This is a genomic window from Variovorax sp. Soil_C_39 (assembly GCF_057656815.1).
The window spans coordinates 375,139-394,541 of the sequence record NZ_JBDGJQ010000004.1 but is presented as its reverse complement, the minus strand read 5'-3'; the positions used below and the strand labels follow the sequence as shown (position 1 = coordinate 394,541).

Annotated in this window: 18 protein-coding genes; 3 read left to right on the top strand and 15 right to left on the bottom strand. The window is 68.8% G+C overall.

The annotated features are described in order from the left end of the window. Positions 1-32: 32 nt before the first annotated feature. The 10 genes from blaOXA to AC3A6J_RS13295 form a co-directional block, all read right to left on the bottom strand. Positions 33-842 (bottom strand): class D beta-lactamase, encoded by an 810-nt coding sequence (blaOXA, locus tag AC3A6J_RS13340; RefSeq protein WP_487860608.1) that lies wholly within the window; start codon positions 840-842, stop codon positions 33-35. Positions 843-1,139: 297 nt separating this feature from the next. After that, positions 1,140-1,838, bottom strand: a complete 699-nt coding sequence (locus tag AC3A6J_RS13335) for an EthD domain-containing protein (RefSeq protein ID WP_487860424.1) — start codon at positions 1,836-1,838, stop codon at positions 1,140-1,142. Continuing rightward, entirely contained in the window at positions 1,835-3,028 is a 1,194-nt protein-coding gene (locus AC3A6J_RS13330; RefSeq protein WP_487860423.1) for an NADH:flavin oxidoreductase/NADH oxidase, read from the bottom strand. Before AC3A6J_RS13330 ends, AC3A6J_RS13335 begins: the two co-directional genes overlap by 4 nt. Further along, positions 3,025-3,990, bottom strand: coding sequence for an MBL fold metallo-hydrolase (locus tag AC3A6J_RS13325; RefSeq protein ID WP_487860422.1), 966 nt, complete (start codon positions 3,988-3,990; stop codon positions 3,025-3,027). The genes AC3A6J_RS13330 and AC3A6J_RS13325 overlap by 4 nt, the downstream gene beginning before the upstream one ends. 36 nt (positions 3,991-4,026) lie before the next feature. Then, positions 4,027-4,737, bottom strand: a complete 711-nt coding sequence (locus tag AC3A6J_RS13320) for an ABC transporter ATP-binding protein (RefSeq protein WP_487860421.1) — start codon at positions 4,735-4,737, stop codon at positions 4,027-4,029. 10 nt (positions 4,738-4,747) lie between these two features. Then, entirely contained in the window at positions 4,748-6,541 is a 1,794-nt protein-coding gene (locus AC3A6J_RS13315) for a branched-chain amino acid ABC transporter ATP-binding protein/permease (RefSeq protein ID WP_487860420.1), read from the bottom strand. Beyond that, positions 6,538-7,461: a branched-chain amino acid ABC transporter permease gene (locus tag AC3A6J_RS13310; protein WP_487860419.1), complete on the bottom strand. Its 924-nt coding sequence runs from the start codon at positions 7,459-7,461 to the stop codon at positions 6,538-6,540. The genes AC3A6J_RS13315 and AC3A6J_RS13310 overlap by 4 nt, the downstream gene beginning before the upstream one ends. Positions 7,462-7,521: 60 nt before the next feature. Beyond that, positions 7,522-8,718 carry an ABC transporter substrate-binding protein gene (locus tag AC3A6J_RS13305; RefSeq protein WP_487860418.1) on the bottom strand — a complete coding sequence of 399 codons (1,197 nt, stop codon included), beginning with the start codon at positions 8,716-8,718 and terminating at the stop codon, positions 7,522-7,524. 28 nt (positions 8,719-8,746) lie between these two features. Continuing rightward, positions 8,747-9,523 (bottom strand): SDR family NAD(P)-dependent oxidoreductase, encoded by a 777-nt coding sequence (locus AC3A6J_RS13300; protein WP_487860417.1) that lies wholly within the window; start codon positions 9,521-9,523, stop codon positions 8,747-8,749. Further along, entirely contained in the window at positions 9,520-11,247 is a 1,728-nt protein-coding gene (locus AC3A6J_RS13295) for an FAD-dependent oxidoreductase (protein WP_487860416.1), read from the bottom strand. Before AC3A6J_RS13295 ends, AC3A6J_RS13300 begins: the two co-directional genes overlap by 4 nt. Before the next feature lie 135 nt (positions 11,248-11,382). On the opposite strand from AC3A6J_RS13295, the gene AC3A6J_RS13290 reads away from it, so the two are divergent. Beyond that, the gene (locus AC3A6J_RS13290; protein WP_487860415.1) at positions 11,383-12,216 is read left to right on the top strand and encodes an IclR family transcriptional regulator; all 834 of its coding nucleotides are present in this window, start codon (positions 11,383-11,385) and stop codon (positions 12,214-12,216) included. A 20-nt stretch (positions 12,217-12,236) separates the two neighbouring features. Here AC3A6J_RS13290 and AC3A6J_RS13285 read toward each other — a convergent pair whose 3' ends face one another. The 5 genes from AC3A6J_RS13285 to AC3A6J_RS13265 form a co-directional block, all read right to left on the bottom strand. Beyond that, positions 12,237-12,557: a DUF3325 family protein gene (locus AC3A6J_RS13285; RefSeq protein ID WP_487860414.1), complete on the bottom strand. Its 321-nt coding sequence runs from the start codon at positions 12,555-12,557 to the stop codon at positions 12,237-12,239. After that, positions 12,550-14,247 carry a PepSY-associated TM helix domain-containing protein gene (locus AC3A6J_RS13280; RefSeq protein ID WP_487860413.1) on the bottom strand — a complete coding sequence of 566 codons (1,698 nt, stop codon included), beginning with the start codon at positions 14,245-14,247 and terminating at the stop codon, positions 12,550-12,552. The genes AC3A6J_RS13285 and AC3A6J_RS13280 overlap by 8 nt, the downstream gene beginning before the upstream one ends. Positions 14,248-14,282: 35 nt before the next feature. Next, positions 14,283-14,564 (bottom strand): iron uptake protein, encoded by a 282-nt coding sequence (locus tag AC3A6J_RS13275; RefSeq protein WP_487860412.1) that lies wholly within the window; start codon positions 14,562-14,564, stop codon positions 14,283-14,285. Positions 14,565-15,058: 494 nt separating this feature from the next. Further along, on the bottom strand, positions 15,059-15,796 hold the full coding sequence (locus AC3A6J_RS13270; protein WP_487860411.1) for a competence protein CoiA: 738 nt from the start codon (positions 15,794-15,796) through the stop codon (positions 15,059-15,061). A 106-nt stretch (positions 15,797-15,902) separates the two neighbouring features. Further along, entirely contained in the window at positions 15,903-16,187 is a 285-nt protein-coding gene (locus AC3A6J_RS13265) for a YlcI/YnfO family protein (RefSeq protein ID WP_487860410.1), read from the bottom strand. A 156-nt stretch (positions 16,188-16,343) separates the two neighbouring features. Here AC3A6J_RS13265 and AC3A6J_RS13260 point away from each other — a divergent pair, with 156 nt between their 5' ends. Together AC3A6J_RS13260 and AC3A6J_RS13255 are read left to right on the top strand one after the other, a co-directional pair. Then, the gene (locus AC3A6J_RS13260; protein ID WP_487860409.1) at positions 16,344-17,570 is read left to right on the top strand and encodes an SMP-30/gluconolactonase/LRE family protein; all 1,227 of its coding nucleotides are present in this window, start codon (positions 16,344-16,346) and stop codon (positions 17,568-17,570) included. An 89-nt stretch (positions 17,571-17,659) separates the two neighbouring features. Beyond that, entirely contained in the window at positions 17,660-19,357 is a 1,698-nt protein-coding gene (locus AC3A6J_RS13255) for an FxLYD domain-containing protein (RefSeq protein ID WP_487860408.1), read from the top strand. Positions 19,358-19,403 lie beyond the last annotated feature (46 nt).

The window sequence follows — 19,403 nt, the reverse complement described above, 5'->3', positions numbered from 1 at the left end:
TCCTTTTGGTTGTCCCGCTCCAAAGCCTAGCATCAGCGGCTGGGATTGATCACCGTAGACAGTTGTTGCAGTAGTTGTTCGCGAGCACGAATGCCGGCGTTTGGGGATCGCGCTCTTTTGTCCTGAATCAGGTGCGCGAACACCAGGGACTGCGCACCATTCGTGGCCCAGCCCACGTACCAGCCATACGCTTGATCCGCCCGGTATCGGTTGTCTCTTCCCGGTGAGCCGGTGCCAGTTTTCCCGTGAACGCTCCAGCCATCCCAGTGCCGGCTCTCCAGGGTGATACGCGCGGTCATCTCCAATGCGTGAGCGCTTATTGGAAGCTGGCCGTTGACGAGCTTTCGCAGGAACGCGACCTGCTCAGCGGGTGAGATCTGCAGCGACGACATCACCCAAACGCCGTTGCTTCCCGGATTCAGAACCGAAACTGCCGTTACGTCGGCATTGCCATAGCCGAAGGATTTCACGTATCTCTCGAAACGGGCCTGCCCCAACTCCTTCACCACCTGCTGCGAGTACCAAAACACGGAATTTTCAATCCATGTGGTCGGGTTGATGTCCCGCCTCCAGGCGTCTCCAGCCCAGTCCGGGTATCCAGTACGGTACGGCCACGACGGCTTTTCCGCCTCCACCAGGATCCCAGAGTCAAATCCCATCGCGCTGATCGCGAGCTTGAACGTCGACGCAGGCGTTACACGCGTGTCGCAGCCTGCGCCGCTCCTGACGACTGGGTTGCCGGTCACCGCGTCCACAATCAGGGTACACATTGGGCTGGCGGATGACGTGAATGCTGCGAGCAGCACAAGCGGGGTGAGAACGGTTACTACAGCTGTGCGCATCTTCGAACCCAAAACATCAGGAGCGGGAGTTTCGTTCAACGGGCAGCTTCGAGCGCTGAACACTCGAGGGCCTCAGCGTCTGCTTTCGGCGCCTAGCTACTTCTGCTTTGGGCGAGGGCCCACAGGTCGATGCAAAGGCGCGACGCACGCGTGGATCCAATGGCTTGAAATCAAAACTTGCGAAAGTTCAACGGCGCGCTACGCGAAAGTCGATGGGGCCAGCGGCGCAATTGGAGGATGGTTTCCGGGGGTCAGACACCAAGGTTCGTTGGCGTTCCGCCGTATTTGCCAGCTTTGTCACGGAAGGATTGCGCGCTCAGTGACGAGGAACGCGGTGATCTCGCCGAGGAAGGTCCTCGCATGCGCCATCGTGTCGCGGCCCGCCGGCGAGGCGAAGGCGGCCTGCAGCGTGGCCGCGTCCTCGAACCACAGCTCGACGATGCCGTCGATCGGCAGGTCGTCGCGGCTGCAGGGTTGCCCCTTCGTGCGCTCGCGTCCCACGACCGTGTTCTGCCGGTAGCCGCTCACGCCGGGCATGCCGCGCACCAGCTCCCCGTGGCGCTGCCATTCGCGGCTGAAGTCCTCTGCGTCGAGACCCGGCAGCCGCTCGAGGATCGACATGCGCTTGAGCAACCGCGCGCGCACGGCCGGCGCGGGCGGCGCAATCACCACCGCCGTCTCCGCGCCCACGATGTGCAGGTCGCCGAGAAAGTGCTGCTCGTCGGCCACGAGCCGGGCCGCGGTCTCGCCTTCGGCGAACGGGCGCGCGGCGTCGCTCCCATCGTCGAGCCACAGTTGCGAGAAGCCGTCGAAATCCCACGGCCCGCGCGGAAAGTCGATGCCGCGCTGGAGCCGCTCGACGACCGTGTTCTGCCAATAGGCGCGCAGGCCCGGCACGCGCGCGGCCAGCGGGCCGTGGCGGTCGCGCCAGTGGGCATCGAAGTCTTCCTGCGTCCAGTCCGCCTTCTTGCGGATCAGCCCCATTCGCACGTTCATGGGTTCGGCCTTTCGTTCGTTGGAGATGCCGCATCGGCGGCGGCGGCTGCGGCGCGGGCGCGCGCAAGGCCGGGCGCGCGCTTCGCGAGCCAGACGCCATGGCGCTCGGGCCAGCGCCGGAATTCGGGGTCGTGCCCGAGCGCCGCGGCCGCGTGGTGCGCCCAGTACGGATCGAACAGCGCCTCGCGCCCGAGCGCGACGAGGTCGGCCTGGCCCTGCTGCAGCACCGCCTCGGCCTGATGCGCGTCGACGATCATGCCGACCGCCTGGGTCTTCACGCCCGCATCGCGCCGGATGCGCGCCGAGAACGGCACCTGGAACCCGAGGCCGCGCGGCACCGGCAGCGCGCGCGTTTCCTCGGTGAGGCCACCCGACGAGCAGTCGATCACGTCGACGCCGAGCGCTGCCAGTTCGCGCGCGAGCACCACCGAATCGTCGAGCGACCAGCCGCCCTCGCTGCCATCGACCGCCGAGAGCCGGCAGAACAGCGGCTTGTGCGCCGGCCATGCCGCGCGCACGCGCCGCGCGGTCTCGAGCGCGAGCTTCATGCGGCCCGCGAGGCTGCCGCCCCACTCGTCGGTGCGGTGGTTCGAATTTGGCGAGAGGAAGCTCGCGACGAGGTAGCCATGCCCGAAATGCAGCTCGACCACGTCGAATCCGGCCTGCTCGGCGCGCACGGCCGCGTCGACGAAACGGGCGATGGCTTCCTCGATGGCGCGCGCGTCCATCGCCACGGGCGCCGACCAGCCTGGCCCGGCCGGCAGCGCGCTGGGCCCGAGCCGCTGCCAGGGTTCGGCGTCGCCTTGCAACTGCGCCTCGCCGAGCGCGGCACCGCCCTCCCAGAGTGGCTGGCTGCCGGCCTTGCGCCCGGCATGCGCGAGCTGCACCCCGATCGCGCCGCCATTCGCATGGACGAAATCGACCACCGCCTTGAGCGGCGCGATGTGGCCGTCGTTCCAGAGCCCGAGGTCGGCGGTGCCGATGCGGCCGCGCGGATCGACCGCCGTGCTTTCGGTCAGGATCAGCCCGGCGCCGCCGAGCGCGAACTTGCCGAGGTGCACCAGGTGCCAGGCCGTGGCCCGCCCGGCCTCGGCCGCGTGCTGGCACATGGGCGAGATGACGACGCGGTTGCGGAGCGCCAGCCCGCGCAGCTGCAGCGGCTGGAACAGCAGCGGTGCGGCCGGCGTCACTGGCCCTCCAGCGCCTTCCACATCTCGATGTCGCGCTCGGCGGTCCAGATGCGCGGGTCGGCGTACTGCGTGGCTTCGTCGTAGCAGCGCGTGACGTCGAAGGGCATGCAGTGGTCGAAGATGACCCAGCGGCCGTACTTGGGCTTGAGCGCGGCATAGGTGTCCTTGTAGACGGCGTTCAGGTCCTTGCCGGCCGCGACGCCCTGCTGCACGCTCGCATACACGTCGGCGATGAAGCTGCGCGTCTCCTGCAGGCCCTTGGCCACGTCGCCGGGCGTGGTGAGCGCCGCGCCGCGGCCCGGCACCAGTGCCGCGGGCTTCAGCGCGGCGAGGTTGTCGAGCGTCTGTGGCCAGTCCTTGAAGTACGCGTCGCCCGCATAGGGCGTGGCGCCGAACTCCACCAGGTCGCCCGACAGCAGCGCGCGCTCCTGGGGCAACCAGACGACCGTGTCGCCCTTGGTGTGGCCGCGGCCCAGTTGCAGCAGCTGCACTTCGAGTTGGCCGAGCCACAGCGTCATCTTGCCGGTGAAGGTCATGGTCGGCCAGGTCATGCCGGGCGGCACCGTCTCGACGTTGCTGAACAGGCGCGGGAAACGGCCGATCTCGCTGGCCTTGTCCTGCTCGCCGCGCTCGACGATGAGGTCGTAGGTGTCCTGGCTCGCGATGACCTGCTGCGCGCCATAGGCGCTCGCGCCGAGCACGCGCACCGCGTGGTAGTGCGTGAGCACCACGTATCGGATGGGCTTGTCGGTCACTTCGCGGATGCGCCGGATCACGTCGGCCGCCATCGCGGGCGTGGCCTGCGTGTCGGCCACCAGCACGCAGTCGTCGCCGATCACGATGCCGGTGTTGGGGTCGCCCTCGGCCGTGTAGGCCCAGGCGTGTTCGGAGATCTGGCTGAAGGTGACCTTCTTCTCCTCCATGTCGGCCTGGCTGGCGAACTTCTTGGTTTCGGTGGTCATGAATGGGGCTCCTGTGGGTGTCTGGTGGGATGCGGGTCAGTGCGCGCCGAGGTAGGCCGCCTTGACCTTGGGGTCGTTGAGCAGCGTGCAGCCCGAGCCTTCGAGCGTGATGCGCCCGGTCTCGAGCACGTAGGCCCGGTCGGCCACGCCGAGCGCCTGCCGGGCCATCTGCTCGACGAGCAGGATGGTCAGGCCGGACTCGCGCAGCTGGCGGATCGCCGCGAAGATGTCCTTGATGATCAGCGGCGCGAGCCCGAGCGAAGGCTCGTCGAGCAGCAGCAGCCGCGGCTCGCTCATGAGCGCGCGCGCGATCGCCAGCATCTGCTGTTCGCCGCCCGAGAGCGTGCCCGACAGCTGGTGCTGCCGCTCGCGCAGCCGCGGGAAGCGGTCGAACTCGCGCTCGATCGCGGCCTCGACCGCGGCCGGATCGCGCCGGCGCGTATAGGCGCCGAGCAGCAGGTTCTCGCGCACGGTCTGGTCGGCGAAGACGCCGCGGCCCTCGGGCGACATCGCCACGCCGAGGCCCACGCGCCGGTGCGCCGGCACGCGCGTGCAGTCCTGGCCGTCGATGAGGATGCGGCCACCCGCCACGGGCTCCAGCCCGACGATGCTCTTGAGCAGCGTGCTCTTGCCCGCGCCGTTGGCGCCGATGATCGTGACCACCTCGCCGGCGCGCACTTCGAGGCTCACGCCCTTGACGGCTTCGATCGCGCCGTACGAGACCTTGACGGATTCGAGTTTCAACATCGCCGTTTCCTCAGGCCACGACCGCCGGGGCCGGCTCGGTCTCGTCGTCCACGCCGAGGTAGGCCTCGACGACGCGCGGGTTGCATTGCACTTCGGCCGGCTTGCCCTCGGCGATCTTGATGCCGTAGTCGAGCACGATCACATGGTCCGAGACCGACATCACGAGGTCCATGTGGTGCTCGACCATCAGGATGCTCACGCCGCAGCGGCCGATGCGCAGCAGCAGCTGGCCGAGTTCGGCGGTCTCCTGCGGATTGAGGCCGGCCGCGGGCTCGTCGAGCAGCAGCAGCTGCGGCTCGGTCGCCAGCGCGCGCGCGAGTTCGACGCGCCGCTGCAGGCCGTACGGCAGGCTGCCGGCCGGCTGGTGCGCGAGCGGCGCGAGGTCGACCAGTTCGAGCAGCTGCAGCGCGCGTTCGCGCGTCGCGGTTTCCTGCCTTCTCGCGCCCGGCAGGGCGACGAGCGACGAGAGAAAACCGTTCGCCATGCGGCTGTGGCGGCCGAGCATCACGTTGTCGAGCACCGAAAGGTCGGAGAACAGGCGCAGGTTCTGGAACGTGCGCCCCATGCCCATGCTGCAGATCGCATGCGCGGGGCGCCCGGCGATCTCCTCGCCGAGGAATCGGATCGAGCCCGCAGTGGGCACGACCACGCCCGTCAGCATGTTGATCATGGTGCTCTTGCCCGCGCCGTTGGGGCCGATCAGCGCATGGATGTGGCCGCGCTGGAGCCGGAACGACACGTCCTGCGCCGGCCTCACGCCGCCATAGGCCTTGGTCACACCCTCCACCACCAGCAGGTCGCCGTGCGCATCGGGCCCGATGCGCGTGGCTGCATGCGCCGGGCGATTCGATGCCGCGGCGGCCCTGCCCTTCGGGCGCCACCGGAACCACGGCGCCAGCACGCCGGTCACACCGCCGGGCATCACGTAGAGCGCGAACAGCAGCAAGAAGCCATAGAGGAAATGCTGCGCCGAGGGCCAGCGCGAGAGCATCGCATCGACGGCCGTGAGGATGACCGTGCCCACCAGCGGCCCGTACATCGAGCCCGCGCCGCCGAACAGCACCAGCAGCAGGATGAAGATCGACAGGTGGAAGGTGATGAAGTCGGAATTGATGTATTGGTTCTGCTGCGCCACCAGCGCGCCTGCGATGCCGCAGGTGACGGCCGCGACCACGAAGGCCATGACCTTGGCGCGGTAGACACGCACGCCCACCGACGACGACGCGATCTCGTCGGCTTGGAGCGAGAGCAGTGCGCGCCCGAAGCGGCCCTGCAGCAGGTTGCGCAGCAGCAGGTGCGCGAGCGCGCACAGCACCACCGCGAACCACACCCACTGCAGCGTCGTGAGCGGCTGGCCGTTCCAGGTGATCGGCCGGATGCCGTAGATGCCCTGCGCGCCGCCGAACACCTCGGTCCATTCGCCGACGAGCTTCTCGACCACGATGCCGAAGGCCAGCGTCACCATCGCGAGGTACGGGCCCTTGACGCGCAGCGAGGGCAGCGCGATCAGCACGCCGCAGACGCCCGAGATCACCGCCGCCGCGACGAGCGCGAGCCACGGGCTCATCTCGGTGCGCGTGGTCAGCAGCGCGACCGCATAGGCGCCGGCCGCGAAGAGCCCCGCCTGACCGAGCGACTTCTGGCCCGCATAGCCGACCAGCACGTTCATGCCCGCCGCGCACAGGTAGTAGACGCACATCATGAAGACGATGCGCAGGTAATAGTCGTTGCCGAACAGCGAGGTGGCGCCGATCACGCCGGCCACCACCAGCGCCACGCCGGCAAGATGCTGGGCCTGCTTCATACCTTTTCCACCATCGGCTTGCCGAACAGGCCCGTGGGCCGGAACGCGAGCACCAGGATGACGAGCGCGAACACCGCCACCTCGCGCCACTGCGCCTGCCAGAGGTTGACCAGCGACTCGATCACGCCGAGCGCGAAGCCCCCGATCACGCAGCCGCGCGGATTGCTCAGCCCGCCGATCATCGCGCCCGAGAAACCCTTGAGCCCGACGGTGAGCCCCATGAAGAGCGAGGCCTGCGCGATCGGCGCGAGCAGGAAGCCCGACAGTCCCGCGAGCGCTGAACTGACGACGAAGGCGCCGATCATCACCGCGTTGGTGTTGATGCCCATCAGGCTCGCGACGTTGCCATTGGCCGCGACCGCGCGCATGGCCTTGCCGATCATCGTGCGGTTCATGACGCGGTCGAAGACGATCATGATCACCACCGCGACGGCGAGCGTGAGCAGCTCCTGCGGCCGCACGCCGATGCCCAGGAACCGGATCACGCCGTCGCCCACCGGCCCCGGCACCACCACCGGCTTGGGCCCCCAGATCGCGAGCCCGATGCTCTGCAGGATCACGCCGAAGCCCAGCGTGCTCATGACCCACGCCATGCCGGGGCGGCCCGCGAACGGCCGCACGCCCACCAGGTACAGCAGCCAGCCGAGCAGCCCCATGACCACCAGCGCCGCCACCAGCGCGAGCAGCTGCGCGCCGGCGCCGGGCAGCGCCGAGCCGAAGGTGGTGGAGCCGATCGGCAGCCCCAGCACCAGGAACAGCGCGCTCATGCCGACGAAGGCGCCCGCGGACACGAACTCCCCGTGCGAGAAGTTCAGCGTCTTGGTGGTGGTGAAGGTGATGCTGAAACCCAGCGCCACCAGCGCGTAGGCACCGCCCACGGACAGGCCGCTGAGGATGGCCTGCAAGAGTGCCTCTGCCATGTTGCCTCCGAGATGGTTGGCGCGGCCCGCCCGGCGGGCGCGCTGCGGTTGCTGCTGTGCTTACTGCTTGAAGTCGGCCGCCGAGAGCGCGCCGATGATCGGGTCGGTATAGGACAGCAGCTTGCCGTCCTTCCAGCGGATCCACACCAGGTCCTTGGCGGTGAGCGCCTCGTGGTTGGTCTTGCTGAAGGGCTTGTCGTAGGTCTTGAGCACGCCCTGCACCGGCGCCTTCAGGTCTTCGAGCGCGAGGCGCACCGCCGAGCCCTCGATGCTGTTGGCCTGCTTCGCGGCCGCGGCGTACAGCATGACCGAGTCGTAGCCGTGCAGCGCGAACGAGAACGAGCCGGGCGCCTTGAGCTTCGAACCGATGCGCTCGAACAGCTTCTGCTGCGCCGGGGTGCGCGTCTCGCTGACGGTGCGCATGAAGATCGGCTTCTCGGCCAGCGCCTTGCCCGCCGCGTCGTAGAAGGTGATGTTGTCCGCCGCCCACGAGGTCAGCACCAGCGGGAAGTAGTTGATCTTCTCCATGCTGCGCACCAGCTGCGCGATCGGCGTGCCCTGCGCCCAGACCACCACCGTGTCGACGTTGGCCGACTTCATCTTGCCGAGCTGCGAGGTCATGTCGGTGTCGCCGACGCCGAAGCGCTCGGTCGCGGCCACCTTGATGCCCTGGAGCTTGGCGATCTCCTCCATGTCCTTCAGGCCGCCCTGGCCGTAGCCCGTGGTCTCGGCCATGAGGCCGACCACCTTCGACTGCGCGGTGTTCTTCTTCACGTAGGCCATCAGCGCCGCGACCTGCTCGCGGTCGACCATCGAGACGCGGAACATGTAGTTGTCGGCGCCGGCACTCATGGGCTTGGTGATGTCCGTGCCCGAACCCACGTTGCCGATGACCGGGATCTTCTTCTGGTTGGCGATGTGCTTCCAGGCCATGGCGTTGCCCGAGTTGGTCGGGCCGAAAACGGCCGCGACCTTCTCGTTGTCGACCAGTTCGCTCATGTTCTGGATCGACTTGGGCGGCGCCGAGGTGTCGTCACGCGTGACCAGCGCGAGCTTCCGGCCGAGCACGCCGCCCGCGGCATTGATGTCGGCGATCGCCGCCTCCATGCCGAGCACCGCGGCCTGGCCGCTCTGCGCCGAGGGCGAAGCGGACAGGTCGCCGTTGTAGCCCAGCTTGATGTCTTGCGCGCTGGCCGCCGCGGCGGCAACGAGCCCGGCGGCGAGCACCGCACGCTGGAAGAACTTGGGAATGCGCATGGCTGTGTCTCCTTGTGGTTTTTGGGGATCAGGAAGCGAGGAAGCCGCCGTCCACGGGCAGCGTCACGCCGGTCACGTAGCTGGCCATTTCCGACGCGAGGAACACGACCGGGCCGACGAGCTCTTCGGGCTGGCCCACGCGCGCCATCGGCGTGCGCTGCATGAACCGGTCGAGCCGCTCGGGCGCCTCGCGCGTGTAGGAGGTCATCGGCGTGTCGATCACGCCGGGCGCGATCGCGTTGACGCGGATGCCGTCCTTCGCGAGCTCGACCGCGAGCGCCTGCGTCATGAGCTTGACCGCGCCCTTGGAGGGCGAATAGCCCACCGCGTTGGGAATGCCGGCACTCGATGCGATCGATGCCACGTTGATGACAACGCCCTTGCTGCGGCGCAGCGCTTCGAGCCACGCCTGCAGCGGATGGAAGCTGCCCATCACGTTCACGTCGAGCGTGCGCGCGAGGTTGGCGGCCGCCTCGGGGCTGTCGAGCCCCTCGCGGATGATGATGCCGGCGTTGTTGACGAGCACGTCGATCGTGCCCACCTCGGCGGCCACCGTGCGCGCGAGCGCGCGGCAGGCCTCGGGCGAGGTCACGTCGAGCTGGTACGCGAAGGCCCTGGCGCCCGCGGCCTCGATCTCGGCCGCGACGGCGCGTGCGTTGTCTTCGTTCAGGTCCGTCACCACCACGCGCGCGCCGGCCGCGGCGAGCCCCATCGCGATGGCCCGGCCGTTGCCCTGCCCTGCGCCGGTGACGAGTGCGGTGCGGCCGCCGAGCACGCGCGGTGCGATCTGTTCGGTGATGTTCATGGGTGCGAAATCCTTGCGGGCTGCGGCAGCTGGCCCGCGAGCGTCTGGCCGACGATGTAGCCGAAGGTGAGCGCGGGGCCCAGCGTGATGCCGGCGCCCGGGTAGTTGCCGCCCATGATGCTGGCGGCGTCGTTGCCGACCGCATAGAGCCCGGTGACCGGCGCGCCGGCCTGCGTGAGCACCTGGCAGGCGGCATTGGTCGCGAGCCCCGCGAAGGTGCCGATCTCGCCGACCACGATCTTGATCGCGTAGTAGGGCCCCTGCTGGATCGGCGCCATGCAGGGATTAGGCGCGACCAGCGAATCGCCCTGGAAGCGGTTGTAGGCCGTGCTGCCCTTGGCGAACTTGGTGTCGGTGCCCTGGGCCGCATCGCGGTTGAAGCATTCGACCTCTTCCTGCAGCGCGGCGTGCGGTACGCCGATGGCGCGCGCGAGTTCCGCCAGGCTTTGGCCGCGCTTCAGGTAGCCGCTGCGCAGGTGCCGGCCGATCGGCAGCGGGAACGGCGCCACGCAGCCCATGCCGTACTGGCGCAGGTGCTTGTGGTCGCAAACGAGCCAGCAGCTCACCTCGGCCGCGCCCGCGCAGGCCTTCACGAGGTGCTGCACGAAGTCGTGGTACGAGAGCGCTTCGTTGGTGAAGCGGCGGCCGTTCTGCGTCACCGCGATCACGCCGGGCTTGGCGCGGTCGATGAAGTGCGGCATGACGCCTTCGGAGCCGTCCTTGCGCCGCGTGACCGACGTGGGGCACCAAGCCGCCGCGTTCGGGATCGTGGCGTCGACCCAGCCGCCGACCGATTCGCCGAGGCGCAGCCCGTCGCCGGTGTTGAGCGCGGGCGACGGCGTGTAGTGCTCGCGGCCGGTGGGCGCATGGGGGAACAGCGCCTTGCGGCGTTCGACGTCATAAGGAAAGCCGCCGCAAGCCAGCACCACGCCGCGGCGCGCGCGCACCTCGACCGGCCGGCCCTCGCGCAGCACGGTAGCGCCGACCACCGTGTCGCCTTCGACGATCAGCCGCTCGACCGGCGCATCGAGCCACACCGGAATGCCCAGGTCCATGCCGGCCTTCGCGAGCCGGCCCGCGAGTGCGTTGCCATTGGTCAGCGTCATACCGCGGCCATGCCGCAGCACGTCGAGCAGGTGGCCGCCGAAGCGCTTGGCCACATACCAGAACGACTCGAGCGACTTGAACGCGCGCAGGAAGTGCCAGAGCTCCTTGCCCGAGCCCAGCATCATCCCGAACACCGTCAGCTCGGGCACCGGCGGCGCGAGCTGCTTCACACGGGCGCCGAGCTCGCGCGCATCGAAGGGGCGCGTGACCATCGACCGGCCCGCCTGCTGGCCGCCCGGCGCTTCGGCGTGGTAGTCGGGAAAGACCGGCGGCATGTCGAACTGCACGCAGGTCTTGTCGGTGAAGAAATCGATCGCCTCGGGCCCGTGTGCGAGGAAGGCGTCGACCCGCGCCGCATCGAAATGCGTGGTCGCTTCGTGCTGCAGGTAGGCGCGCGCGGCGCGCGGCGCCTCGTGGATGCCCTGCTCCCTTGCGAGCCGCGTGCCCGGAATCCACAGCCAGCCGCCCGAGCGCGCGGTGGTGCCGCCGTAGACCGGCGCCTTGTCGACCACCAGCACCTTGAGCCCGTGGTGCGCCGCCGTGACCGCGGCCGACATGCCCGACGCACCGGTGCCGACCACCAGCACGTCGTACGTCGCTGCTTGCTGCTCACTCATTGACCGTCTCTCCTTGCCATGCGGATCGCACCCGGCGATCCATTATCGTTAGTATGGTGCTAACGCATCTTGTTCTATCTAATGATTTACCCTGAACTAACTGGCTAGATAGAATCGAAAAATTAGGAGACACACATGGGCCCATCCGCCGACAGCAGCGACAGCGAGAGCAACGACGCGAGCGCCGAGAAGGAGCGGCGCGGCATCCAGTCGATCGAGGCCGGCGGCCAACTGCTGCTGGCGCTCGGCGCGCACGGCCGTCCGATGCCGCTTCGGGAACTGGCCAAGGCCGCCGACATGGCGCCCGGCAAGGCCCATCCGTATCTGGTGAGCTTTTCGAAGCTCGGACTGGTGACGCAGGAGTCGTCGACCGGTTATTACTGGCTCGGCCCGACCGCGATGCAGCTCGGACTCGTGACGCTGCGCATGCTCAACCCGGTGCGCGAGGCCACGCCATTTGCCGAGAACCTGGCCCGCGAGACCGGCCACAGCGTGGCGCTGTCGGTGTGGGGCAACCAGGGGCCGACGATCGTGTTTCTGTTCGACGCGATCTATCCGCTGCACACCAACATCCGCACCGGCACCGTGATGTCGCTCGCGGGCACGGCCACCGGACGGCTGTTCGCGGCCTACCTGCCGGCCAAGCTGATCGAGGAATCGCTGCTCGAGGACGAGCGCCGCCTCGGGCCCGACATCGCCGCGCCCGTGGGCGCCGACAACCTGCAGGACATGCTCGCCGAAGTGCGCAAGCACCGCGTCTCGCGCACCGTGAACAACCCCACCCCGGGCGTCTGCTCGTTCGCGGCGCCGGTGTTCGACTATTCGGGGAACATCGTGCTCGGCATCACGCTGATGGGGCGCTCACGCTCGTTCGACACCGACTGGAACGGCACGCAGGCGCAGGCGGTGAAGGCCTGCGGGGTCGAGGTGTCGAAGCGGCTGGGGCACCAGCCGTTGCGGGTGGGGTAGCCGGGCGCGTCAGGCGCGGCTCAACGCCGCACCCAGGCCACCATAGGCGCCAGCACCGCGGGACGCCAGGCCAGCGCAAGGGCCACCGTCACGGCTGCGCCGGTCAGCGTCATGATCCACACCAGCACCGCCATCGTCGGATGGTCCGCGCGCAGGCAGAGCACGAACGCCGTGGCGATCGCGACCACGGCCGCGAGGCGCATGGTTGCCGCAGTTCCCGCGCGCAGCCTCGCGGTGCTGCCGCGCACCTGCTCCCAATGCGCCTCCATCGCCAGCGCCAGCCAGGCCATGCCCGCGAAATTGGCGAGCACGGCCGCGAGCAGCAGCAAGGCCTCAGCCATGGCGGTCGGCCTCCGCCATCGGCACCGGCCTGAGCGAGCCGCCGCCGCCCGTGGGTGCCACCACGCCCTGCCGCTCGCGCCGGCGCAGCCGCAGCGCGGCCAGAACCGCGAGGCCCGCGCTCACCAGCAGCGCCAGGTCGAACCCGGCCACGGGCCAGTAGCCCTGCGCCAGGGTCTTGCCCAAGTGGTCGCCGGTGGTGATCCAGTTCAGCGCCACGGCCGCGAGCGCCAGCACGGCGATGGCCCAGCACTGCTCGCGCCAGGCCGGCGCGAGCCGGGCCTCGGCCACGGGCGCGCTGCGCCAGGCGGCATGCGCGAAGGCCAGCATCCAGCTGCCCCAGAAGGCCCACTTCTCCCAGTCGCCGCGGTGCGCGAGGTCGGTGGGGAGCACGCGGTTGGCCACCAGCATCACCAGGGCCGCGACCACCATGCCCGTGACCGTGGTCACCGCCAGCGCATCGACACAGCGCACCGCGCGGCTGCCCTGCTTCGCATGCTGCGCCTTGCGCTTCTCGACGAAGAAGAAGAAACCGGTGGCGATGCACGCGCAGCCCAGCAGGCCGCCCAGCACGTAGAACCAGCGCAGCAGCCAGTGCTCGAAGTGCTGCAGGTGCAGCCCGGTCAGGAAGTTGTTGATGCTGGCCACCGGCGTAGGCGGCGGTTCCTCGAGGATGACCTTGCCCGTGGGCGCCTCGAAGTGCACCGCCTGCCCCACCAGCGCGACGCGGTCGCTGCCGGCGCGGTAGATGCTGACGTAGCCGTTGGCGTCGCCGACGTGGCTGATGTGCAGGAAGCCGACCTCGCCGGGCATGTCGCGCGCAGCCCAGCGCCGCTTGGCCTCGACCACCATCGCATCGACCGAGGCCATGGGCGCGGCCACGCCCGCGGGCTTGAAGGCCAGGCCCTTGGCCTTGGCGTCGGCCATTGCATGCGCCTGCGCCTCGGGCTTGAGCATGGTCTCGGACACCGGCAGGTAGATGCCCGCAAAGATCGTCAGGCCCGACAGCGCGAAGATGAAATGGAACGGAAGCGCGACCACGCCGGTCAGGTTGTGCAGGTCGAGCATGCTGCGCCGCACATGCTTGCCGGGCCGGAAGGTGAAGAACTCGCGGAAGAACTTGCGGTGCATGACCACGCCGCTGACCAGCGCCGCGAGCATCACCAGCGCCGCCAGCCCGACGATCCAGTAGCCCACCGATTTCCACTCGATGTGCAGGCTGTAGTGCAGCGGATAGAAGAACTGGCTGCCGATCTTCAGCTGGTCGTGCGGCAGCACGGCGCCGTTGCGCGGATCGATCGTGACGTGCCCGTGCACGTGGTCGTCGGGGTCGTCCGGGTTGTTGCTGACCGCGTACTCGGCGAACATCTGCAGCACCGGGTCGCGGTGCGTGGTGTAGGCGCTCCAGTTCATCAGCGGCATGTCCTTCGGCAGCGGGCCGCCCACGCGTGCGCGCGCCGCTTCGAGCTCGTCGTCGTCGGGGCCGATGGTCTTGAAGATCGGTTCGAGCATGCGGTCGAACGAGGGCATCACCTGCGGCTCGAAGCGCGTTTCGGGAATCGCCCAGCGGTCGATCTCGCGGTCGAAGACCGAGAGCGAGCCGAAGAAGAACGCGATCATCAGCACGTAGCCGAGCACCAGGCCGAACCAGGTGTGCAGCCAGGCCATCGACAGGCGGAAGGACTGGAACATGACTTCTTCTCTTTCTTTCTTTCTCTTGCTCGCTCTCAGCGGGAGGCGCCGAGCAGCAGCCAGGCCGCGCCGGTCATCAGCGCGCCCCCGCCCGCCAGCACGCCCCACACGCGCGCCAGGCTGGCCGCGGCAAAGGCCCAGCAGAAGCAGGCCAGGAACACCAGGAACGCCAGCAGGTTGCACATCAGTCGGGCATCTTCATAGCCCACGCCGGTCGCGAGGAGCAAGGCGATGCCCAAAGTGACGAAGCCCCAGACGAATGCGTAGCCGCCGAGCAGGCTGGCGGCCACGCGCGATGCAATGTGCAAGGGCGTCATCTTGAAAATCGGAATGCGCTGAAAGGGGTGGTCGAAGAGAATGCGAGCGAGTCGCATTCATATTGTAGGGCGCCGAGGTGGCTTGGCGGTGGATGTCCCTGCGGAGCGGAGGATGTCGCGGGCGACTTTGGCGCGGCGAGGTCCTGCTGAATCGCTAAAAATAGCCCACCGATTGAGGAGTTCACCCATGCAGATCAGTGCCACGGAAGTCGGGAAGCGGTTCGGCCACTACCTCCTCCAAGCCGAGCGCGAGCCCGTGCACGTCATGAAGAACGATCGCACGGTCGCGGTCATCGTTTCGGCTGCGCTTCGCCGAACTCGAGGCTTTGGCGCTGAAGAAATCGCGGTCCCTGCACAAGGGAGAATTCGACAAGACATACAAGGACTGGATCGCTGCACAAAACGATCTCGTCGAACGCATCGGCGTGTTCGGGGAAGAGTTCAGGACTTGGTGAGCAGCCTGTGAACCCGGCGAGCGCGGCGCGCGATGCGCCCTACGCCCACCAGTTCGGCTGCCGGTCGACGAAGAGCGTGCAGTCCGGGATCGCCAGCTTGCCGCCGGCCCATGCCGGCCGGACGCGCCGCTGAAAGTCGGCCGACAGCCGCACCGGCCTGCCCGCCATCGGCGTGATCCAGAGCTTGGAGCGCCGGTCATAGCCGCCGGCCGTGAGTTCGCGCCCCGCCCTGCGCCATGTCTGCTGCGGCACGTGCAGCGCGAACGGCGCAAAGCGAATGGGCCGCAGAAGCTGCCCTTGCTGCCAGTAGTAAACCCGCCCGAAGTACGCCGCGTGACACCAACGCTCCCAGGCCGCAGGGCTGTACCGGTCGAAGTCCAGCCGGCCTTCGGGCAGCGCCCAGACCACGGCGATGCCGAGGCGATGGTAGGCGGCGGTGCGCGCCTCGATGTCCGCGATGCCCAGCACGCTGCGCTGCACCTCGATGGCCACGGGAACGCCGGAGATGAGCGCGAAGATGTCGGCGATCGCACCGCGCAGCCGCTTCTCCAGCTCGACGCCGCTGACGTTGGCCTCCCCGCGTAGCGCGTCGTGGATGGCGAGCTTCACGAGCAGATGGTCTTCGGTCTCGCCCGCCGCGGCCCGGCAGGATGTCGGCGCCTTGTGCGCGAAATGGTGGATGCGGACGGGGCCCTTGCGCAGCGTCATCTCCGCAGCGCAGGCCGCGCAGAGAAAGGGCGCGTCAGGCCGCTCGGCGTCGCGCGCCGCCAGCTTCATTCCGTCGGATTGGCGAAGGGCTGTGAGCACACGCGGCTTCGGATGTTCGGAGACGTGCGTCGCTAGGGCTGCGTCTCTGGGCGCCCCGTGGCGCAAGCGCTGAAGCTCACTTTTTCGAGCTCCGCAACGCTGCGTCTCGCGCGATGTTCAGGCTTTGCTGCAAGCCCTGCAGAACTGCTTCCGCACTAACGTAGTCACCACCCGGCCGAGAATGATCGCGAGCTCGCAGGCCCCGTGCGATGAAGGCCTGCCGACCGCGACGCCGTTGAACCTCCGCACGGACCGCAGCCTCGACGAATTCAGGCAAGGTCTCGCCTGTAGACAGCACCGACTCGACCTCGGCCAGGAATGCGGATTCGACGCTCAGAGATGGAAGCGTTGCGCTCTTCATTCAAAAAATGTATCGCAGATTCAGTGCATCGCACCATCCGCCTCGACCCCATGCGCGCCGCCCACGCTGGTGACGCCCGCCGACAGCGGGTAGCATCCACCGCTCTTCGATCCCTCGGCTCGCAGCATCTTTCACCGACACGGCATGGAGTGGGACATGAATACGGAAGCGTTCGATTCGAAACCGGAACGGCCATCGCGGCGGCGGCAGCTATTGAGCGGGCTTGCTGCAGGCATCACGGCCGCGGCCGCGTTGCCGCGGTGGGTGCAGGCCCAGGCCGCACCGGCGGCGCCGCCGAGCACCATCACGCAGCCGCCGCGCGACTTCGGCCCGAACGGTGCGCCGACCACCTACTTCACCGACCCCGACGTGCTCACGGTCGACCCGGCGTTCGACGCGCTGCGCCAGCCGAACGCACCGATCCAGCGGCTGTGGACCGGTGCGCTGTGGTCCGAAGGGCCGGCCTGGAACGGGGTGGGCCGCTTCCTGGTGTGGAGCGACATTCCCAACAACCGCCAGCTGCGCTGGAGCGAGGACGACGGGCATGTGAGCGTGTTCCGCTCGCCGTCGAACAACAGCAATGGCAACAGCTTCGACTTCCAGGGCCGGCAACTCTCGTGCGAGCACCTCACGCGCCGGCTGGTGCGCTATGAGCTCGACGGCTCGGCCACGGTGCTGGCCTCGCACTTCAACGGCAAGCGGCTCAATTCGCCGAACGACGTGGTGGCGCATCCCGACGGCAGCTACTGGTTCACCGACCCGCCCTACGGCGCGCAGCTCTATGAAGGCGCGGTCGATGCGCCGGGCGGGCCCGCAAACCGTTCGGGCCGGCTCAACCCGCGGCTGGGCCAGCCGCCCGAGATCGGCGCGTACAAGCGCGAGCTGCCGACCGCCGTCTACCGCCTCGACAAGAACGGCACGCTCGCGCAGGTGGCCGGCGAGGACATCGTGCCCGACCCGAACGGCCTGTGCTTCTCGCCCGACTTCAAGAAGCTCTACATCGTGAGCACCGGCCAGGGGCCGGGCGACACCATCGCGGGCGGCAAGGGAGACATGTACGTGTTCGACGTCGGCGCGGAAAACCGCCTGGGCGGCGGGCAGCGGTTCAGCGACTTCATGGTCGACGACGTGAAATGCGCCCCCGACGGCGTGCGCGCCGACGTCGACGGCAACCTCTGGTGCTCTAGCAATGCCGGGCGCAACCTCGGCTACAGCGGCGTGACGGTGTGGAACCCGCAAGGCCGGCTCATCGGGCGCATCCGCCTGCCCGAGGTCTGCGGCAACCTGTGCTTCGGCGGCCCCAAGCGCAACCGCCTCTTCATGGCCGCGAGCCAGTCGCTCTACGCGGTCTATACGGCGACGCAGGGCGCAGCGCCGTCCTGAGCCAGCGCGCGCCTTCTCCTTCGTCTCGTTAAGATGCGCGCGGCTGCGCACCCTCGCGCCGCGCGCTCTCTCGAACGAGGAAAATCCCTGTGACCATCAACCTGCAAACGCTCAAGTGCGGCGAATGCGGCAGCGGCGTGCTCCAGCGCTCCGGGCTCAACCAGTACACCTGCGCCCACTGCGGCTCGGTGTCGATCGTGGAAGACGACGTCTCCGACCGCCTGGAGCGCGTGCTCGAACAGGTCAAGGACGAAGCCGGCCGCCGGCTCGCAGCCGAGCAGTCGGCGCGCCAGCGGCATGCGGGCAAGTCCATCGGCATCGCCGCGGCGGCGGTCGTGGGACTCGCGGCCGTGTTGATCACCGGCATGGTGTTCGTCGGAAGTGGCCGGGAGTCATCGCCTGCGCCCGCCGCACGGCCGGTGACGGCCGCGGCACCGCGCGCCATCCCCGTCGACGGACTCAAGCTCGACACCCCGCGCCAGGTGCTGGCGGGCACCAACAGCAACTCGGCCAAGCCGCGGCTGCTGGTGGTGGCGCGCAACGACACCGGCATGCCGCTCGAGCGGCCGGGCATCAAGGCGGTGTTCTACGACGGCGAAAGCCGCATCGGCGAGCGCAGCGAGACGCTGCCCATCGGCATGCTCGCGCCCGGCGAGAGCGCGCCCGTGCTGATCGACATGCCGGCAGGCGACCGCAACGTCACGCGCCAGGAGGTGCAGGTGGTGGGGCCGCTGTCGGCGCCCTATCGCAGCGTCGAGGGGCCGGCGCTCAGGTTCACACGCGTGCGGCTGGTGCAGCAGGACGACAACCTGCGCCTGGTCGGGCGCATCGTCAACGACCGCACCGACCGCGCCATGCTGGCCGGTGCCGAGGCGCTGGTCACGGTGTACGACGATGCCGGCGCGGTGATCGGCTTCGGCCGCGGCTACGCGCAGGCGAGCGAGATCGCACCGGGCGAACGCAGCGCGATGGACGTGCGCGTGACGCGCATCGGCAACCCCGAGACGCCCGTCGCGGCCTGGGACTACCGCATCGACTACCACCTGGCCGACAACGCGCAGCAAGGCCGCACACGCGTGCTGAGCGCGGCGCGCGTGGTCCGCACTGCCGCGGCGCCCGAGAGCTTCCACCCCGCGCTGCGGCTCGGCAGCGAGGACCTGCTGGCCGACGAATCCGAGCGCTTCGATGCGGCGCAGATCGAACTGCTGCCGCTCGTGGCCGCGCGCGACACCACGCAGCGGCCGGTCTACTTCACCGAGGTCGTCAACCGCAGCACCGATGCGATCGCGATGTCGCCCGGTGCTGTGGTGTCGCGCTACGACGGCAGCCGGCTCGACGGCACCACGGCCGTCGGCGGGCCGGCCTACCTTTATCCCGGCGAGCGCTTTCCGGTGCTGCTGGAGCCGCACCGCAACGGGCGCATCACATCGACGCGCGCCGAATGGAAGCCGATGCGCCGCGCCGCGCTGCCCGGCCCACGCGTGCCGCTGGAGGTGCGCGTGACCGACACGCGCGCCGACACGAGCAGCGTGCTGGTCAACTTCAGCCGGCGCTATACCTACAAGTACGTCGAGGTCAGCGGCACGGTGGCCAACCCGACGCAGTCCATCGTGCGCAAGGTGCGGCTCTGGGTCAGCCTGCGCGATGCCGGCGGCAAGCTCGCCGGCTTCACGCTGCTCGAGAACCTGCCGGCCATCGCGCCCGGCGAGAGCGTGCCGTTCCAGGCCAAGGTCGACCAGTTCGGACGCGACTTCGCGCAAGTGGAGACGCTGTTCCAGAGCGAGTAGGCGCGTAGCATCTGCGCCAAGCACACAAAGCAGGAAGACAAGACAC

What these genes read in the sequence shown, in the direction of transcription:
- blaOXA (WP_487860608.1), bottom strand. Translation starts at nt 842, where the DNA reads ATGCGCACAGCTGTAGTAACCGTTCTCACCCCGCTTGTGCTGCTCGCA.
- AC3A6J_RS13335 (WP_487860424.1), bottom strand. Translation starts at nt 1,838, where the DNA reads ATGAACGTGCGAATGGGGCTGATCCGCAAGAAGGCGGACTGGACGCAG.
- AC3A6J_RS13325 (WP_487860422.1), bottom strand. Translation starts at nt 3,990, where the DNA reads ATGACCACCGAAACCAAGAAGTTCGCCAGCCAGGCCGACATGGAGGAG.
- AC3A6J_RS13320 (WP_487860421.1), bottom strand. Translation starts at nt 4,737, where the DNA reads ATGTTGAAACTCGAATCCGTCAAGGTCTCGTACGGCGCGATCGAAGCC.
- AC3A6J_RS13315 (WP_487860420.1), bottom strand. Translation starts at nt 6,541, where the DNA reads ATGAAGCAGGCCCAGCATCTTGCCGGCGTGGCGCTGGTGGTGGCCGGC.
- AC3A6J_RS13310 (WP_487860419.1), bottom strand. Translation starts at nt 7,461, where the DNA reads ATGGCAGAGGCACTCTTGCAGGCCATCCTCAGCGGCCTGTCCGTGGGC.
- AC3A6J_RS13305 (WP_487860418.1), bottom strand. Translation starts at nt 8,718, where the DNA reads ATGCGCATTCCCAAGTTCTTCCAGCGTGCGGTGCTCGCCGCCGGGCTC.
- AC3A6J_RS13300 (WP_487860417.1), bottom strand. Translation starts at nt 9,523, where the DNA reads ATGAACATCACCGAACAGATCGCACCGCGCGTGCTCGGCGGCCGCACC.
- AC3A6J_RS13295 (WP_487860416.1), bottom strand. Translation starts at nt 11,247, where the DNA reads ATGAGTGAGCAGCAAGCAGCGACGTACGACGTGCTGGTGGTCGGCACC.
- AC3A6J_RS13290 (WP_487860415.1), top strand. Translation starts at nt 11,383, where the DNA reads ATGGGCCCATCCGCCGACAGCAGCGACAGCGAGAGCAACGACGCGAGC.
- AC3A6J_RS13285 (WP_487860414.1), bottom strand. Translation starts at nt 12,557, where the DNA reads ATGGCTGAGGCCTTGCTGCTGCTCGCGGCCGTGCTCGCCAATTTCGCG.
- AC3A6J_RS13280 (WP_487860413.1), bottom strand. Translation starts at nt 14,247, where the DNA reads ATGTTCCAGTCCTTCCGCCTGTCGATGGCCTGGCTGCACACCTGGTTC.
- AC3A6J_RS13275 (WP_487860412.1), bottom strand. Translation starts at nt 14,564, where the DNA reads ATGACGCCCTTGCACATTGCATCGCGCGTGGCCGCCAGCCTGCTCGGC.
- AC3A6J_RS13270 (WP_487860411.1), bottom strand. Translation starts at nt 15,796, where the DNA reads ATGAAGCTGGCGGCGCGCGACGCCGAGCGGCCTGACGCGCCCTTTCTC.
- AC3A6J_RS13265 (WP_487860410.1), bottom strand. Translation starts at nt 16,187, where the DNA reads ATGAAGAGCGCAACGCTTCCATCTCTGAGCGTCGAATCCGCATTCCTG.
- AC3A6J_RS13260 (WP_487860409.1), top strand. Translation starts at nt 16,344, where the DNA reads ATGAATACGGAAGCGTTCGATTCGAAACCGGAACGGCCATCGCGGCGG.